The organism is Pacificibacter marinus (genome assembly GCF_018860665.1).
Classification (GTDB): Bacteria; Pseudomonadota; Alphaproteobacteria; order Rhodobacterales; family Rhodobacteraceae; genus Celeribacter; species Celeribacter marinus_A.
Window position 1 is genome coordinate 21,985 of record NZ_JAHKPK010000065.1, and the last position, 16,430, is coordinate 38,414.

General features: G+C 54.7%; 17 protein-coding genes. 9 read left to right on the forward strand and 8 right to left on the reverse strand.

Annotated features, from left to right (window positions below):
* Positions 1-30: 30 nt before the first annotated feature.
* Positions 31-1,134: a PA0069 family radical SAM protein gene (locus KO497_RS18645; RefSeq protein WP_215945544.1), complete on the reverse strand. Its 1,104-nt coding sequence runs from the start codon at positions 1,132-1,134 to the stop codon at positions 31-33.
* Positions 1,135-1,243: 109 nt separating this feature from the next.
* Here KO497_RS18645 and KO497_RS18650 point away from each other — a divergent pair, with 109 nt between their 5' ends.
* Together KO497_RS18650 and KO497_RS18655 are read left to right on the forward strand one after the other, a co-directional pair.
* Positions 1,244-1,939, forward strand: coding sequence for a corrinoid protein (locus tag KO497_RS18650; RefSeq protein ID WP_215945473.1), 696 nt, complete (start codon positions 1,244-1,246; stop codon positions 1,937-1,939).
* Between the two features lie 9 nt (positions 1,940-1,948).
* Positions 1,949-2,593 carry a DUF1638 domain-containing protein gene (locus KO497_RS18655; protein ID WP_215945474.1) on the forward strand — a complete coding sequence of 215 codons (645 nt, stop codon included), beginning with the start codon at positions 1,949-1,951 and terminating at the stop codon, positions 2,591-2,593.
* On the opposite strand, the gene KO497_RS18660 is transcribed toward KO497_RS18655, so the two are convergent.
* Positions 2,590-3,018, reverse strand: a complete 429-nt coding sequence (locus KO497_RS18660) for a SufE family protein (protein WP_215945475.1) — start codon at positions 3,016-3,018, stop codon at positions 2,590-2,592. The two genes, KO497_RS18655 and KO497_RS18660, sit on opposite strands and share 4 nt — an antisense overlap.
* A gap of 157 nt (positions 3,019-3,175) precedes the next feature.
* Here KO497_RS18660 and KO497_RS18665 point away from each other — a divergent pair, with 157 nt between their 5' ends.
* The 3 genes from KO497_RS18665 (at position 3,176) to KO497_RS18675 (ending at position 6,160) form a co-directional block, all read left to right on the forward strand.
* On the forward strand, positions 3,176-3,676 hold the full coding sequence (locus tag KO497_RS18665) for a hypothetical protein (RefSeq protein WP_215945476.1): 501 nt from the start codon (positions 3,176-3,178) through the stop codon (positions 3,674-3,676).
* Positions 3,677-3,741: 65 nt separating this feature from the next.
* Positions 3,742-4,692 carry a nucleoside hydrolase gene (locus tag KO497_RS18670; RefSeq protein ID WP_215945477.1) on the forward strand — a complete coding sequence of 317 codons (951 nt, stop codon included), beginning with the start codon at positions 3,742-3,744 and terminating at the stop codon, positions 4,690-4,692.
* A 55-nt stretch (positions 4,693-4,747) separates the two neighbouring features.
* On the forward strand, positions 4,748-6,160 hold the full coding sequence (locus tag KO497_RS18675; RefSeq protein ID WP_215945478.1) for a protein adenylyltransferase SelO: 1,413 nt from the start codon (positions 4,748-4,750) through the stop codon (positions 6,158-6,160).
* A 16-nt stretch (positions 6,161-6,176) separates the two neighbouring features.
* Here KO497_RS18675 and KO497_RS18680 read toward each other — a convergent pair whose 3' ends face one another.
* On the reverse strand, positions 6,177-6,839 hold the full coding sequence (locus KO497_RS18680; protein WP_215945479.1) for a hypothetical protein: 663 nt from the start codon (positions 6,837-6,839) through the stop codon (positions 6,177-6,179).
* A 92-nt stretch (positions 6,840-6,931) separates the two neighbouring features.
* Here KO497_RS18680 and KO497_RS18685 point away from each other — a divergent pair, with 92 nt between their 5' ends.
* Positions 6,932-7,663: an endonuclease/exonuclease/phosphatase family protein gene (locus tag KO497_RS18685; RefSeq protein ID WP_252729794.1), complete on the forward strand. Its 732-nt coding sequence runs from the start codon at positions 6,932-6,934 to the stop codon at positions 7,661-7,663.
* A gap of 181 nt (positions 7,664-7,844) precedes the next feature.
* Positions 7,845-8,717 carry a PhzF family phenazine biosynthesis protein gene (locus KO497_RS18690; RefSeq protein ID WP_215945480.1) on the forward strand — a complete coding sequence of 291 codons (873 nt, stop codon included), beginning with the start codon at positions 7,845-7,847 and terminating at the stop codon, positions 8,715-8,717.
* A gap of 5 nt (positions 8,718-8,722) precedes the next feature.
* Here the strand turns inward: KO497_RS18690 and KO497_RS18695 are convergent, their stop codons facing one another.
* Complete coding sequence (locus tag KO497_RS18695; protein WP_215945481.1) at positions 8,723-9,349, reverse strand: TetR/AcrR family transcriptional regulator; 627 nt, start codon at positions 9,347-9,349, stop codon at positions 8,723-8,725.
* A 339-nt stretch (positions 9,350-9,688) separates the two neighbouring features.
* Here KO497_RS18695 and KO497_RS18700 point away from each other — a divergent pair, with 339 nt between their 5' ends.
* Positions 9,689-10,102, forward strand: a complete 414-nt coding sequence (locus KO497_RS18700; protein WP_215945482.1) for a Fur family transcriptional regulator — start codon at positions 9,689-9,691, stop codon at positions 10,100-10,102.
* Positions 10,103-10,264: 162 nt separating this feature from the next.
* On the opposite strand, the gene zigA is transcribed toward KO497_RS18700, so the two are convergent.
* On the reverse strand, positions 10,265-11,482 hold the full coding sequence (gene zigA / locus KO497_RS18705; RefSeq protein ID WP_215945483.1) for a zinc metallochaperone GTPase ZigA: 1,218 nt from the start codon (positions 11,480-11,482) through the stop codon (positions 10,265-10,267).
* Positions 11,483-11,700: 218 nt separating this feature from the next.
* Between zigA and eno the strand changes: the two genes are divergently transcribed.
* The gene (gene eno / locus KO497_RS18710) at positions 11,701-12,978 is read left to right on the forward strand and encodes a phosphopyruvate hydratase (protein WP_215945484.1); all 1,278 of its coding nucleotides are present in this window, start codon (positions 11,701-11,703) and stop codon (positions 12,976-12,978) included.
* Between the two features lie 126 nt (positions 12,979-13,104).
* On the opposite strand, the gene KO497_RS18715 is transcribed toward eno, so the two are convergent.
* The 3 genes from KO497_RS18715 to KO497_RS18725 form a co-directional block, all read right to left on the reverse strand.
* Positions 13,105-14,310, reverse strand: coding sequence for a Bcr/CflA family efflux MFS transporter (locus KO497_RS18715; RefSeq protein WP_215945485.1), 1,206 nt, complete (start codon positions 14,308-14,310; stop codon positions 13,105-13,107).
* Between the two features lie 216 nt (positions 14,311-14,526).
* On the reverse strand, positions 14,527-15,087 hold the full coding sequence (locus KO497_RS18720) for a YbhB/YbcL family Raf kinase inhibitor-like protein (protein WP_215945486.1): 561 nt from the start codon (positions 15,085-15,087) through the stop codon (positions 14,527-14,529).
* A 208-nt stretch (positions 15,088-15,295) separates the two neighbouring features.
* A complete protein-coding gene (locus tag KO497_RS18725; RefSeq protein WP_215945546.1) occupies positions 15,296-16,405 on the reverse strand; it encodes an anhydro-N-acetylmuramic acid kinase in 1,110 nt (369 codons plus the stop codon).
* Between the last annotated feature and the right edge of the window lie 25 nt (positions 16,406-16,430).

A 16,430-nucleotide genomic window follows, 5' to 3' on the forward strand; every position in this document is an offset into this window, starting at 1 on the left:
CAGGGTGATCCGCAGATGGCCATTCAACGGTCAAAACAACGACAGCTGATCCCCCATTTTGGGAGGCACGCGAAACATGTCACGCGTCAAGCGTGGCAGTTTCAACCGCAAACCTGTGCGGTTGAGCGCGATGTCGAACCGTTGCGCCATCAAATCCGCCCATTCGCCCTGCCCTTTCATCCGCTTGGTAAAACTGCTGTCGTAGTCTTTGCCCCCGTGCAATTCGCGCACGCGGTTCATCACGCGGGCCGCGCGGTCTGGCACATGTTCACGCAGCCAATCTTCGAACAAAGGGGCGACCTCACGCGGCAAGCGCAGCATGATATAGCTGGCGGCCTGCGCACCGTTTTTGGCGCAGGCACTCATGATCGCCTCAAGCTCGTGATCGGTGAGCGCAGGAATGACAGGTGCCACCATAGCACGCACCGGAATGCCCGCGTCACTGAGCATACGAATGGTTTTCAGACGCCGCGCAGGCGCGGGCGCACGCGGTTCCAATTGGCGCGACAACGTGGACCCCAAGGTGGTGACAGAAATTCCCACGTGCACCAATCCTTTGGCGGCCATGCCACGCAAAATATCGATATCGCGTTCAATCAGCGTGCCTTTGGTGGTGATCATCACCGGATGGTTGTGATCGCTGAGCACCGTCAAGATATCACGCATCACACGATCCCGTGCCTCGATGGGCTGGTACGGGTCGGTGTTGGTGCCGATGCCAATCGGGGCCACGTCATAGGATTTGGCCGTCAATTCGCGCGCCAAAACCTCTGCCGCGTCCTTTTTGCGGGTCAAGCGCGTCTCGAAATCAAGCCCCGCAGACAGGCCCAAATAGGCATGAGAGGGCCGCGCATAGCAGTAACTGCACCCGTGTTCGCAACCTCTGTACGGGTTGATCGAGCGGTCAAAGGGCAAATCGGGGCTCTCGTTGCGCGACATAATTTTGCGCGGGCGCTCGTCGACGGTCGTGGTGCGCAGGGTCGTTTCCTCGAACGGCGCGTCCCATCCGTCAATATAGGTTTCGCGGGCCAGCCGCTCGAACCGGCCAACAGCGTTGGAGGACGCTCCGCGGGCTTTTGCTTTGAGGCCCAGCGGCAGCGCCGGCCCAAGGGGAAGTGTGGAATCATATGCCATACTCAAGATGTAGAACAAAATGAGAACATTTGCCAAGCCCTTCTGTTTAGGGTAGGCCAAAATATAACAGCACAGGCTTTCACCGGTGCCGCCACAAAAGGAACTGCATATGTCTGATCAAGACGGCGATCTCATCCTAGCCGATCTCAACGATTCCGAGCTTGTCGAACAGATGATGGACGATCTTTATGACGGCCTCAAAGACGAAATTGCCGAAGCCGTGACCATTCTGTTGGACCGCGGTTGGGTGCCTTACGACATTTTGACCAAGTCTTTGGTCTTGGGCATGCAGATTGTTGGCGATGACTTCCGTGATGGTATTTTGTTCGTCCCCGAAGTGCTGCGCTCTGCGCAAGCGATGAAAGGTGGCATGGCTATTTTGAAGCCGCTTTTGGTTGAAACCGGTGCGCCGAAAATGGGCAAAATGGTCATCGGCACCGTCAAGGGCGACATCCACGACATCGGTAAAAACCTTGTGGCGATGATGATGGAGGGCGCAGGCTTTGAAATCATCGATCTGGGCATCAACAACCCCGCCGAGGACTACATCAACACCGCCATCAATGAGGGCTGCGATATCATCGGCATGTCCGCCTTGTTGACCACAACCATGCCCTACATGAAGGTGGTCATCGACCAGTTGACCGAGATGGGCAAACGTGGCGATTACATCGTTTTGGTCGGCGGTGCGCCGTTGAACGAAGAGTTCGGCAAGGCCATCGGTGCGGATGCCTATTGTGACGACGCGGCGATTGCGGTTGAGACCGCGAAATCCATGATCGCGCGCCGCCACAACCAAGTTTAATCAGGGCAGATGCCTGATCCTGACACCCAAATAACGGACGAAGCCCTGCGTGATGTGGGGCTTTTGCCATTTGGCGCGGGCAAGACCTTGGTCATTGCCTGCGGCGCCCTAGCGCGTGAGGTTTTGGCCATCATCAACCTCAATGGTTTGGATCATCTGACCCTAACCTGCCTGCCTGCGATTTTACACAACACGCCCAAAGACATCCCACAAGCCGTTGAAAACGCAATCATTGCGCATCAAGATACCTACGATCATTTTCTGATCGCTTACGGCGATTGCGGCACGGGCGGGCTGTTGCAAGCGACCTGTGATCGCTTGGGGGCCGTGATGATCGACGCGCCGCATTGCTATGCGTTTTTCGATGGCACAGATCAATTCATCGCCCGTGGCGAGGTCACCAGCTTTTTCCTGACAGATTTTCTAGCCCGCCAATTCGATGCCTTCGTCTGGACGCCGCTGGGCTTGAACCGTTATCCAGACCTGCGCGATATGTATTTTGGCAATTACGAAAATCTGGTCTATTTGGCCCAAACAGACGATGCGGATCTTTTGGCGAAAGCCAAAGTTTGCGCCGATCGATTGGGGCTAAAATTTGAACACCGCAAAACAGGATACGGCGATCTTACAGAGTTCCTGACTTCAAGATCTTAAGCGGCCAAATGCGCTGCAGCCGTCTCGTGAATACGTGCCACCATCGCGCGCACACCGTTTGAACGCTGCGCAGACAGGTGATCGTTCAGACCCAAACGGCCAAGTTCGGCCACGGCATCGGTTTTCACCACCTCAGCGGCAGTCAAACCAGAATAAAGCGCATGCAACACGGCGATCAGCCCTTGCACGATCATCGCATCTGACCCGCCCAAGAAATCAAACCGTGCCTCCGCGCCCTGCCCGTCAAAACTTGGCACCAGCCAGACCTGCGAGGCGCAGCCCTCGACCTTAGTCGCAGGCACTTGAAACGCGGGATCAAGCACAGGAAAGGCCTTGCCCATATCGATGACATGGCGGTAACGGTCTTCCCAATCGTCGAGAAATTCAAAGGTCTCTGCGAGGTCTTCAAAGGTTTCATTGGCCATGGGGATGCTCCTGTCTGATCTTGTCTTTGACATAGTGCTTTGCGCAGGCAAGGTCCAGCAGATGCCACAGATTTTGCCCGCGGCTCTTGCGCGTGAACCCTTTTCAAACGCCGCGAAGTGCGATAGCCAATGAACAGACTGTTTGAAGGATAAAGACATGCGGCGTCAGGTGATCATTTCGGTTTTGGCTTTGTCCCTTTTGGGTGGCTGTGCGCGTATTGGCGCGTCAAGCTTCAATCCGCTCAATTGGTTTGGCCCATCCGAAGAGGTCGCACTGACCGAGACGGGCCAAAGGATCAGAGTTTTGCCCACACTCGCGCCCAAGAGTGGCTATGCAGAGTTCCAAGACACCCGCACTTTGGTAACAAGCCTGTCCGATGTCTCAATCGTCAAATCCGCCTCTGGTGGCATTGTCACAGCCGTGGGACTTGTCCCCAGCCTTGGCTATTATGATGCCGAATTGGTACGTATCGAGACAGACAACCCGACAGAATTGGTCCTAGATTTCCGCCTGCGCGCCCCCAATACCGCCACCGCTATTGGCACGCCGGCGCAGCGCCGGATCACCGTCGCGCGGTCTATTTCAGCCCCCAATCTGGCAGGCATTCGCACCATAACTGTGCGCAGTGCATCAGGTGCGCGGGTCGTGCGCCGCTAAGGCTTTACATCCCAAAACGGCCGCGCCACTGTGGGCGCTTGACGACGCCATCAAGGATCTAACCCATGACGCACCCCAAGCCCCTGCCACGCAAAATCATCATCGACACAGACCCCGGACAAGACGACGCCGTTGGCATTCTGCTGGCTTTGTCCTCGCCAGAAATCGAGGTCTTAGGCATCACGGCTGTTGCGGGCAACGTGCCGCTGGCTTTGACCGTGAAAAACGCGCGCAAAGTCTGCGAAGTTGCAAAACGCGGTGATGTTTTGGTCTTTGCGGGCTGCGACAAACCGATGGCCCAGCCTTTGGTCACTGCCGAACATGTGCATGGCAAATCCGGTTTAGACGGTATTGAGCTGCCCGACCCCACCATGCCCGTGCAAGACAAACACGGCGTGGATTTCATTATCGAGACCCTGCGATCAGAACCAAGCGGAACTGTCACCCTATGCCCGATGGGACCGCTGACAAACATCGCCACCGCCTTTGATCGCGCCCCTGATATCATCGAACGGGTGCAAGAAATCGTGCTGATGGGCGGCGCTTATTTCGAGGTGGGCAACATCACCCCCGCTGCCGAATTCAACATTTATGTTGACCCCGAAGCCGCTGATATCGTTTTCAAATCTGGTGTAAAACTGACCGTGATGCCGCTGGATGTGACCCATAAAGCCTTGGTGACCCAAGAGCGGTTGATCCCGTTCAAAGACATGGGACATGTGGGCGAGGTTGTGCTTGGCTGGATGGATTTCTTCGAACGCTTTGACATTGAAAAATACGGCTCTGCGGGCGGGCCTTTGCATGATCCCACCGTGATCGCTTATCTGATCTCCCCTGATATGTTCAAAGGGCGGTTTATCAATGTCGAGATCGAAACCATGTCCGAATTGACCCGCGGCATGACCGTGGCCGATTGGTGGGGCGTGACGGATCGTGCGCCAAATGCGATGTTTATGGGCGATCTAGATGCGGATGCGTTTTTCGACCTTTTGACCGACCGCATCGCCACGCTTTAAGCCAGACAGACCCTGCCTGCCCCGACTGTGACAGGTCCAATCTAAGGTGATCCTCATGACCCAATTCGACAACAGCTACGCACGCCTGCCGGAACGGTTTTTCTCATCTGTGACACCAGAACAGGTCCCTGCCCCTGAAATCATCCTGTTTAACAACACACTCGCGGATGATCTTGGGGTTGCCGATTGGGCCACGCGCGCTGACATTCTGGCGGGCAACACTGTGCCTGACGGTGCTGAACCTTTGGCGCAGGTCTATGCGGCGCATCAATTTGGCGGCTGGGTGCCGCGTTTGGGCGATGGGCGGGCGATTTTGCTGGGCGAAGTGGTCACGGGTCAGGGCCGTTTTGACATCCAACTGAAAGGCGCTGGCCGCACCCCCTATTCGCGCAACGGTGACGGGAGCAATTGGGTCGGCCCTGTGCTGCGCGAATATATCGTGTCCGAGTTTATGCATGCCATGAATGTGCCCACGACTCGCGCATTGGCGGCCACAGCCACCGGCGCGAAAGTACAACGCGAACGGGCTTATCCAGGGGCTGTGATCACCCGCGTCGCCTCAAGCCATATTCGTGTCGGCACCTTTCAATATTTCACAGCACAACGCGACACCGAAGCCGTAAAGCTGCTGATCGATCATGTGCGCGCTCGCCATTTCCCGCAGGCCACTGGCACCATTGGCACATATGAAGCCATCATCGCAGCTCAAGCCAAATTGATCGCCAAATGGATGGGGCTTGGCTTTGTGCATGGGGTGATGAACACCGATAATATGGCCGTGTCTGGTGAAACGATTGACTACGGCCCTTGCGCTTTTATCGATGGTTATGCCGCCAATGCCGTCTATTCATCGATTGATCGCAATGGCCGCTATGCCTTTGATCAGCAATCTAATATCGCCGGTTGGAACCTCGCGCAGCTTGGGTCCAGTTTCGTGGCGCTGCTCAGCCAAGAGCTTGGCGGGCAAGAGGCGGCTGTCGAGGTGCTCACCCAAAGCCTGAACGCTTTCCCTGCGCTGTTCCAAGCTGAATGGGGCACGGTTTTTGCGGCCAAACTGGGCATTTCAGACCCTGACGATGCCGATCTGGACCTTGCGCAAGAGCTGCTGGATCTGATGGGCACCACCCGCGCCGATTTCACCAATGTCTTTGCGGGGCTAAGTTCAGGCACCGCCCGCGATGAATTTATCGACCGTGACGCCTTTGACGCATGGCACGCCACATGGCAGGCGCGCATCAAAGATCTGCCAGACGCCCAAGCCGTGATGCAATCCGCAAACCCCCGCGTTATTCCGCGCACACATAGGCTGGAACAAGCAATCCAAGCTGCCGTTGAGGGCGATTTCGCCCCCGCGCAGCGCTTGGCAAAGGTCTTGTCCACGCCGATGGACTTGGCCGAGAACGATATAGATCTCACGCGCCCCCCTGAGCCTCATGAAGTGGTGCCGCACACGTTCTGCGGCACATAAGCCATTGATAACGCTCTTATTTTGATCTGTATTTGGCGAACCACCGTTTGTTATGCGTGATGATATCACGGAAAAATGTTGCGAAAGGCGCATCGCTGTCGCGGATCAAATAGATCACCCCTGCCCCAGAGCCGATCAAGCCGCCAATTGCATCGACGATCAAATCCCACATCGTGTCTTGCAGCCCGTTTTTTTGCATCGACATGCCAAAAGTCTGGTCCATGGCGTATTCAAACACCTCCCACAGCGCGCCGATGCTGAGGGCAAAACAGAATCCAAACAAGCCAATCGCCAAGGGCGGCGCTGCAAATCGGTCGCCTTGGAACATCATAAACACGATCAAAAATCCGATCAGCCCAAAGCCCAAAGCGGACCCGCCATGCAGCACAACATCCCACCACCAATAGCGATTGTAAAAATCCACCACCTCGCCCAAAAACAAGGTGGCGAAAATGAATAGGATGATCGCGGCCATAAACCGGCGCGGCACATAAACATCAAATTTACGCGCCACAACAAATGGCACCAGCGTCAAAACAAAGGTCCCCAAAGCCAAAAACGACGCCGCATAGCGTGCCGTAAACAGCCCCGCCACAAAAGCGACGCCCAGCAACAGCCAGATGGCCTTGGTGGTCACCGTCGCCAAGGCAAAGGACAATTTGGGACGGTTCGAGGGCATATTTTGGCCTTTCACGGACAAGAGAGCATAATAAACGATAGCTGAGACCTGTTGAGGGTGCAAATGCACAGCGCCATCCCCATATTAACCTTATGGATATCAAACACAGCGATACAGCAGCCCGCACAGAAATGCGATTGGCCTCGTATAATCTGCGCAAATGTCGCGGCACCGATGGGCGGCGGGCTCCGGGACGGGTTTTAGACGTGATCAACGGGATCGACGCCGATGTGGTCGCCTTACAAGAGGCTGACATGCGCCTTGGTGCGCGCCCCGCCGCCCTGCCACACCGGATGATCGACACCCATACGGATTTCACGGCTGTGCCAGTTGCGGCCTCGCCAGTGTCGGTTGGCTGGCACGGCAATGCCATTTTGGTGCGCAAATCGGCCATGATCGACGCAGTGCACCGGCTTGATTTGCCAGGGCTAGAGCCGCGCGGCGCGGTGGCTGTCGATTTGGAAACCATGCGGGTTGTGGCGGTGCATTTGGGGCTTTTGCGCAGCTATAGACAAAAGCAATTGCACGCCATTCGCGCGGCGCTGGCCAAGATGCCAGCAAAGCCCACGGTGATTTTGGGTGATTTTAACGAATGGTCGCGCAAGGGTGGTTTGGACCCGCTCAAAGACGCCTTTGATATCATCGCCCCTGGAAAATCATTCCACGCGTCTCGCCCCGTCGCGGCGCTGGACCGGATCGCGTTGGATGCCACGTTAGAGATGCGTGACGCAGGTGTGGTGGAAACGGACCTGTCCCGCCGTGCCTCGGATCATTTGCCGATCTGGGCGGACATTGCCATAAAAGCGCGGTCAAAAACCTTGTAAATCGTGACGTTTTGCCTTTCGCCGTGCTGTACGACACAGAGTGCTACATAGACTTGCAGGTATCGTTTTCTTGACGCTTTACACGTTCACGACGTCTTACATATTGTGTCCCAAAATGAGTACCCGCGCGGGCAGCCCTTGGGACGTCTGCGGGATGCCAAGCTGAGTTGGATATCTGAATATGACACCAAGACACCCCCTAGACTATTGCACCTATGATGTGTTCACAGATCAAGCTTTCGGAGGCAATCCTTTGGCCATTGTGTTTGAGGCCGACAGTCTAAGTACGGCCCAGATGCAAGTGATCGCGCGGGAATTCAATTACTCGGAAACGGTGTTTTTTCAAACGCCAAAAGATGCAGCGCACACGATGCGGCTGCGTATTTTCACACCATCGCGGGAACTGCCTTTTGCCGGTCATCCCACCATTGGGGCCTCCGTAGCGCTTTCCGATTTGGGACATGGGCCTGATTTAATATTGGAGCTTGGCGTTGGTGCATTACCCGCAAAGGCCGAACTGGGTGCAGCCTCATTTCACGCCAGTCAACCGGTCGAAATTTTGGCGCAGCCTGACACCGTATTGGTGGCGAAAACCTTGGGGCTGTTGCAAACAGATATTGCCAAGCCCCCTGTTATGGCCAGCATGGGGGTGCCCTTTACCTTTACCGCGCTGACATCACGTGCAGCGCTGTCAAATATTGAGATTGATTTGACCGAGATGCGAATAGGCAACGCCCGCTACACCTCAGGTCGTGATTTTTCTCAAGCCGCCTATTGGCGCGATGACATCGCAAGTCTTGAGGCGGGCCATGAGGTGATACATTTGCGCATGTTTGCGCCGCTCGACAATATCCCTGAAGACCCCGCCACTGGGTCGGCGGCGGCGACTTTGGCACGAATGTTATCAGCGGACATTGGCGCACCGGTATCTTTGACCCTGTATCAAGGGCAAGACATGGGGCGCCCGTCTGAAATCAAAGCCCATGCAGATGATAACGGCGTCACCATATCTGGGGCGGCCATCAAAATGATGCAAGGCCAGCTTTGGGTATGATCTGTTTAAGACGCGCCGCGCAGGATCATACGTGCCGTACGCGCAAAGGCATCATCGAAATCTGACAGATCATAAAGCGCTTTCACATCCTCAGGCAGGCTGTCGAAGTCATCTGGTTTTTCGGCGGCCAAATGAGACGCCCCTTGCAAGGCCACAAAGAGCGCCTGTGCCAGTTCTATTGCGGCTTGTGTTTGCAGACCACGGGTTTTCACCAAACGCGCCGCGAACCGGTCCATCTGGACAGCCACAGCACGTTTGGTTTCGATCAAACCTTCGCGTGGAAGCTGTGCTTCGATCACAGTGGAAAACCGCGCCAGAAGCTTTAAAAACAAAGGGGTTTCTTCGGCGGCGATCAGCATTTCAGCGGTCAGGGCCGTGTCCATGGCCGCATGAGGCAAGACCATGGAAATGTAGTTTTCCAAGGCCACCAGATAGAGTTCGGCAAAGACTTCTTCCGGGGTTTCCACGAACATATAGACTGTGCCCTTGGCCAAATTGGCTTGTTTAGCCAGGGCTGACATGGAAAAGGCGCTAAAGCCGTCATTCACAACGAGTTCCTGTGCCGCCTGCAAGATCTTTGCGATATGTTCTGCGTTGACGGCTTCGTCATAAGCTCTTTTTGATCGTTCCATCAGTGACATCCTGCGCTCCTTGCCAAGTGAGACGCGCACATCCCTATATTGGACCATTTTTAAATTCATGCATGTCTCACATTCAATAATTCGACCGACTATCGCATGGAGTTCTTAACAAACCCTCATACCGCGACAAAAGACGCGATATTTCCTGCATTTTTTTGCTTTTGGTGAATAAGCTCTAAAACGAGGACTAAATCTGTGCGACGAAAACGCATTTAGATCATCGAAGGTGCTGAGGGGCTGGACCTTGACGTCACAGGTTTCTACAAGCCATATTTCGACAGCGCCCATACACCATCCCTGACACCACCCAAAACACCGTGAGGAGGCCCCATGGCAGACAGCATTATAAAACGCTGCGCAGGAATCGGGCTTCGGATGACCGACCAACGCAAAGTCATCGCCATGGTTCTGGACCAGTCAGACGATCACCCTGACGCCGAAGAATTGTTCGCACGCGCCACCATTCACGATCCGAAAATCTCGCTCGCCACGGTGTATCGCACAGTCAAAACCTTTGAAGAGCGCGGTATTTTGGAAAAGGTGGAGTTTGGCGATGGTCGAGCACGCTATGAGGCCGCGGGGCGCGCGCATCATGACCACCTGATTGACGAGAACAGCGGTGAAGTGATCGAATTCTACGATCCTGATATCGAAGCCTTGCAAGAAAAGATCGCTGCAAAGCTTGGCTATCGGTTGACGGGGCACCGGATGGAATTGATTGGCGTTAAACTGACGTCGGATTGAGAGTGCCGGCACACAGACCCGCGCAGAAAATATACGCAGGTCTGTTGGGTTTCATGAGGTCATTAGACCTTTTCGCGGAATCTCTGAGCTCTTTGGGATCTTATCCTGTCTCACAACACGGGGTCAGAACACAGGGCCAGAACATGGGGGCATTACACAGGCTCAGGCCGCCGCAGGTGAGGTTTTCCAAACAGGAAATGGATCAGGAAAATCTTGCCATTGTTCTGCGATAAAGTCCTCGTCTTCGACCAAGGCCGCGTCCAAAGCTGCAATCAATGCGGTCTTGTCCATATCCGCCCCGATGAACACCAGTTCTTGCCGACGATCCCCGAACGGGTCTTGCCAATGTTGCTCAAAATACTGAACGCCTTGATCATGGGTTGGCCAACGATCTTGCGGCACGGTGGCCCACCATTGCCCCAGTGGTTTCACCGTACACAATGTGCCTGCCAATGAATATTCAAGCAGCCAATCGGGGCGAGTTGCCACCCAAAAATGCCCCTTGGCACGCAACACGCCCGCCAAATCGCTTTGCAGCAAATCATAAATTTTCTGCGGCTGAAACGGACGGCGCGCGCGGTAGACAAAAGACGAGACCCCGTATTCTTCGGTCTCTGGGATGTGATCCTCAAACCCGTAAAGTTCTTTGGCCCAAAGCGGATGATCATAGGCTGTTTCAAAATCAAACAGCCCCGTGTCAAAGATACGCTCGGCCGGCACATCACTGTAATCGGTCTCGATGATCTGCGCATCAGGATTGAGCGCAGTGATAATGGTGCGCGCAACCCTAAGGCGTTCTGGCCCAGCGGCGCTGATTTTGTTCAGCACGACCACGTCGGAGAACTCGATTTGATCCACCAGTAAATCCACCAATGTGCGCTCGTCTTCTTCGCCCAGCGACTCGCCGCGATCACGTAGAAAATCCTGACTGCCGTAGTCTTTGAGAAGGTTCACCGTATCGACCACCGTCACCATAGTGTCCAGCCGGGCCACATCTGCCAAGCTGTTGCCCTCCTCATCGCGAAAATCAAACGTCGCGGCCACGGGCAGCGGCTCTGAAATGCCCGAGGATTCGATCAGCAGGTAGTCAAACCGATCCTCTTTGGCCAAAGCGCGTACCTCCATCAACAGATCGTCGCGCAGAGTGCAACAGATGCAGCCGTTCGACATCTCGACCAGTTTTTCTTCGGTCTGGCTGAGGTTTGCCCCGCCGTCGCGCACCAGATCCGCGTCGATGTTCACCTCTGACATATCGTTGACAATCACCGCCACGCGGCGGCCTTCGCGATTGTTGAGCACCGCATTGAGAAGCGTCGTCTTGCCTGCTCCCAAAAAACCGGACAACACGGTCACTGGCAGGCGCTTATCTTGTACTGACATTTTCGTCCTTTACTCTTGATGATATGTTATAACATATCAAACAGAACCAAAGTAGCAATCCCTATTATGGTTCGAATATCGATCCCAAAACACGAAAACCGTTACCGCTAACACCCAAAGTGACCTTATGTTAGCGCTCAATTGTTGACGCCTCGTTCTGGGGTGGTATCAAGCCTGTGATTGGCCTGTAACCAACCTCTTTCAAAAGGGACGCCCACATGAGCACCATCATTGATATCCTCGGTCGCGAAATTCTTGACAGCCGCGGCAATCCAACTGTCGAAGTCGACGTTATCCTAGAAGACGGCACAATTGGCCGCGCAGCCGTACCCTCTGGTGCCTCAACTGGCGCGCATGAAGCTGTTGAAAAGCGCGATGGCGACAAAGCCCGCTACCTTGGCAAAGGCGTTTTGGAAGCCGTCGCAGCCGTGAACGGCGAAATCGCTGAAGCGCTCGTCGGCATGGACGCCACAGAACAAGAAGCCATCGATGCCGTGATGATCGAACTCGACGGCACGCCAAACAAAGCCCGCTTGGGCGCCAACGCGATCTTGGGCGTGTCCTTGGCCACAGCCAAAGCTGCCGCTGACTACTCCGCTTTGCCGCTCTACCGCTACATCGGTGGGTCCTCTGCGCGCGTTTTGCCTGTGCCTATGATGAACATCATCAACGGTGGCGAACACGCTGACAACCCGATCGACATCCAAGAATTCATGATCATGCCTGTGTCAGCTGCGAACATCCGCGAGGCGATCCGTATGGGCGCTGAAGTGTTCCACACGCTGAAAAAAGAACTGACTGCTGCCGGTTACAACACAGGTATCGGTGACGAAGGCGGCTTTGCCCCTGCGATCAATTCCGCACGCGAAGCCCTTGATTTCATCATGAAATCCATCGAAAAAGCAGGCTATACCCCAGGCAAAGACATCTACCTTGCCCTCGATTGTGCCTCTTCAGAATACTACAAAGACGGCAAATACGAGCTTAAAGGCGAAGGCAAATCTTTGACCTCAGCCGAAAACGCTGACTACTTGGCGGCACTTTGTGACGACTACCCGATCATCTCTATCGAAGACGGTATGGACGAAGACGATTGGGACGGCTGGAAACTTTTGACCGACAAAATCGGTGATAAAGTCCAGCTTGTGGGCGATGATCTTTTCGTGACCAACCCTGTGCGTCTGGCTGATGGTATCAAACAAGGCGTGGCCAACTCGATGCTCGTCAAAGTGAACCAAATCGGCTCCCTTTCCGAGACCCTCAAAGCCGTCGATATGGCCCACCGCGCGCGCTACACCAACGTGATGTCGCACCGCTCAGGCGAAACCGAAGACGCGACTATCGCTGATTTGGCTGTCGCCACCAACTGTGGTCAGATCAAAACAGGCTCCCTGTCGCGTTCAGACCGTATGGCCAAATACAACCAGCTGATCCGCATCGAAGAAGAACTCGGCGCGACAGCAGAATACGCAGGCACATCCATCCTCAAGGCCTGAGGCAGGCCAGCCAGTCGTGACGCCACGACGGGCATTATTGGTGCTTTGCTAAAACGGATTGATTAGATAACAAAAGCCCCACCATTTGGTGGGGCTTTTGCTTGACGTGCTAGGCGTCAGTTTGCGTTACAAAGGCTTAGACACCTTATCCGCCACAAACGACCGGTGCTGCACCGCCAACCACATGATCGCGCAGATGATGCCAACAGCCATCACCAAAAGACCGTAGTTGCGAATAAGATCATGCGCATTGGCCGACACAATCTGCACGCCGATGGCCCCCATCAAAGTGCCTCCGCATTGAATAAGCGCCGCCGCTGAGCCTGTGTCTTTGGTCTGTTGCTCCAAAAGCAAATTCGCCCCAGGAACACGTAGCGCGATGACCGACAGCGTCGCCATGCCGGCACATGCGGCAAATATCCATTGGGATTGAGCTGCAAACACCAAAAGGCACATACCGCTCATGATGATCACGCCAAGGCACCCAAGAACGAAGGTTTGCACCCGAATATGATCCGACAGCCACATGTAAAGCATCGGCCCAAGGCCCGCGCAGGCCCCGTTGAACGCGAAAATATAGCTAAAAGCCTGCTCCGACATGCCAAAATCATCGATATAAACGTAAGCCGCCGTGCCCAAAAACGCCATCAAACACATCGGCACCAGCGAGAACAACACCCACAAATACGCGAACCGTGGGTTTTTCAGAACAAAGATCAAACGACCCCATGATTTCGAAATTGGAGCGGAGGATTTTTCCTCAATTGTTTCGCGGTACAGCGCGACAAGGCCTGCTGCAAGACAGCCAAAAAGCGCCAACACCACAAACATCGCGCGCCACGTGGTCACTTTCAGCAAAAAGGCCCCGAACACAGGCGCAACCATCGGCGCGATAATCACCAAAGACATCACCGTCGCCATAACCTTTTCACGCGCGCGCCCGTCAAACAAATCCTTGACGATGGCCGTCCCAACCACAGTCACCCCGCCCCCTGACAGCCCTTGCATCACACGAAACCCGATCAGGCTTTCGATATTCGGCACTATGGCGCACAGAAGGCTCGCTATGATGTAAATGGCGATGGCTGCAAATAAAATCGGCTTGCGCCCCGTTTTCTCGCTCAACGGCCCCCAAAACAACATCCCAACCGCAAAAGCGGCCATATAAGCGCCGAGGGTCAGGTTTATCATGGCATGGCTGGTCGAAAACCCTTCGGCCATCTGCGGCAATGCAGGCAGATACAGATCCATGGTCAGCGGCGGAAAGGCCCCTAAAATAATCAACAAAAACAGCGTTCCACGCCGCCCTAATTTTGGCTGCTCAACATTCATTCTAAAATATCCTATTTCGTTGATCTTGTTTTTCAGATCAACCTGCGCTGAGTTCTAAGCGACACATGCTGCATCGTCCAGACATCACCCACGCAACAGCAGGCGGGCCGTATGGCAGGGCACTAAGGCGGATTGGCACAATAAATCACAAGCGCGCCGCCAGCTCACAGCCCCTACGGGGAAAAATCTAAACTTTTCCCCCTAACTGCAACCCATTCAATTCCAAAAGGAAAATGACGAGGACGCAATCACGTCGTCTTGAATGGCTTGCGTCATCACGGTCCAGTCGACGGACAGGCTGTCGGAAGCGGGCAAGGTCTTAGGGGATGCGCTGAGGGCATAGAGAATGATCTTATACTCATGGCGTGCGCCTGCCGGTGAACAAGGCGGTGTGTAACCGGTAAAGCGCCCGTCTTTGTCCGACCCTTCATCCCCCACAGACGCAGGATTGCCGCGCGGCAAATCTGTGGTCTCGGGCGGGATATTCCACAGCAACCAATATTGGCTCGGCGCATCGACACCTTCAACCGTCCCCCGTGGATAATGCTGCATGATCACGGCCAAGCTTTCGGTCCCCTCGGGCACGCCAGACCACGCCAACGGCGGTGACAGTCCATCGCCCCCATCGCGCGAACATTTCATATCAGCTGGCAGATCACCACCATCAGTGATCGCAGGGCTTGTCAGTGTAAAAGTGTCTTGGGCCAAAACCGGACCACTGGCAGCAAGGCAAAGCAATATCGCAGCAAGGCTGCGGTCAATTCGGAGCATAGTCATCTGTTGGGTATCCTTTGCAAAACGCAACACTGCAGGAAAGTGGGTATAAAGATGATACGCGCGCATCACGGTTTTCCGTCGCAAATGCCCGCAGCAAGCTCCAAACAGCGATAAGGCCCCTATGCCCATGCGGCCAAAGACCTTTAAAACATGTAAAACCATACCCGCGCCAAGGTTTAAACTGTTTAAACCTCATGCCTTAATGTCGTTAAACCTTCGCCCCGTCTGGCGTGGACACCTGCCCACCGCCCACAGCCGCTGCAACCCCGGTGGTGCTTGGGCAGCTCGTCGGCAAGCCGCGCTTGACCCGCATAGCAAGGTAAGCAAAGGCCTGCGCTTCCAACATGTCGCCGTCCAAATCCACGGCTTCTATCGGCTCGACAGGACAATCAAGAGCAGCGGAAATCATCGCCATCATCACTGCGTTTTTGCGCCCGCCACCAGAGACCAAAATCCGCTTGGGCGGGCTTGGACAATGCTCCATCCCTTGTGCGACAGAGGCTGCGGCCATAGCAGTCAACGTGGCCGCGGCATCGGCGTCATCCAAGGCTTTCACTTGCGACAACACATCATGAAAGTCATTTCTATCCAGAGACTTAGGCGGCATTTTTGCAAAATAAGCATGACGCGAAAACGCGTTCAAAAGGTCTAAATCTACTGTTCCTTGGCCGGCCAAATCACCGTTTTCGTCAAAAGATTTACCTAAGCGCGCCTGCATCAAATCGTTGATCGGCGCATTGGCTGGCCCCGTATCAAAGGCCAAAACCGCGCCAGTTTCAGCCGGATTGGTCATAGCCGGATTGACCCACGTCAGATTGCCCACGCCGCCTAAGTTCAAAAAAACCAGCGGTTCGCGTGCATCAATATAACGCGCGCAGGCATGGTGGAAAAACGGCGCCAGCGGCGCACCTTGCCCCCCCATCGCCACGTCATTCGAGCGAAAGTCCCAAACAACGGGCACATTAAAAATCTGCGCCAAAACGGCGCCATCACCCGCTTGATAGGTGCCTAAGCCTCTTGGATCATGCGCAAAGGTCTGGCCATGAAATCCAATAAAATCAAACCCTTGCAATTCACTCAAGGCCTGAGCATGGGCTATTTCGATCAATTCGACCGCCTCATCAGAGGCTTTCCAAAGACCTAAATTGGCACGCAAGATTTCCTGTTCGGCCTTTGAGTAGGGACGAAAAAAGCTGTCGCCAAATTCGAAAATCGTCTCGCCATCGGTCAAGACAAGCGCCACATCGACCCCGTCAAGCGAGGTGCCTGACATGCAGCCCGCGATCCAAATTGGCTCTGCTTTGTTTTTCACGGCCATGACACTCTTTCCCTTTGGCGTTTGG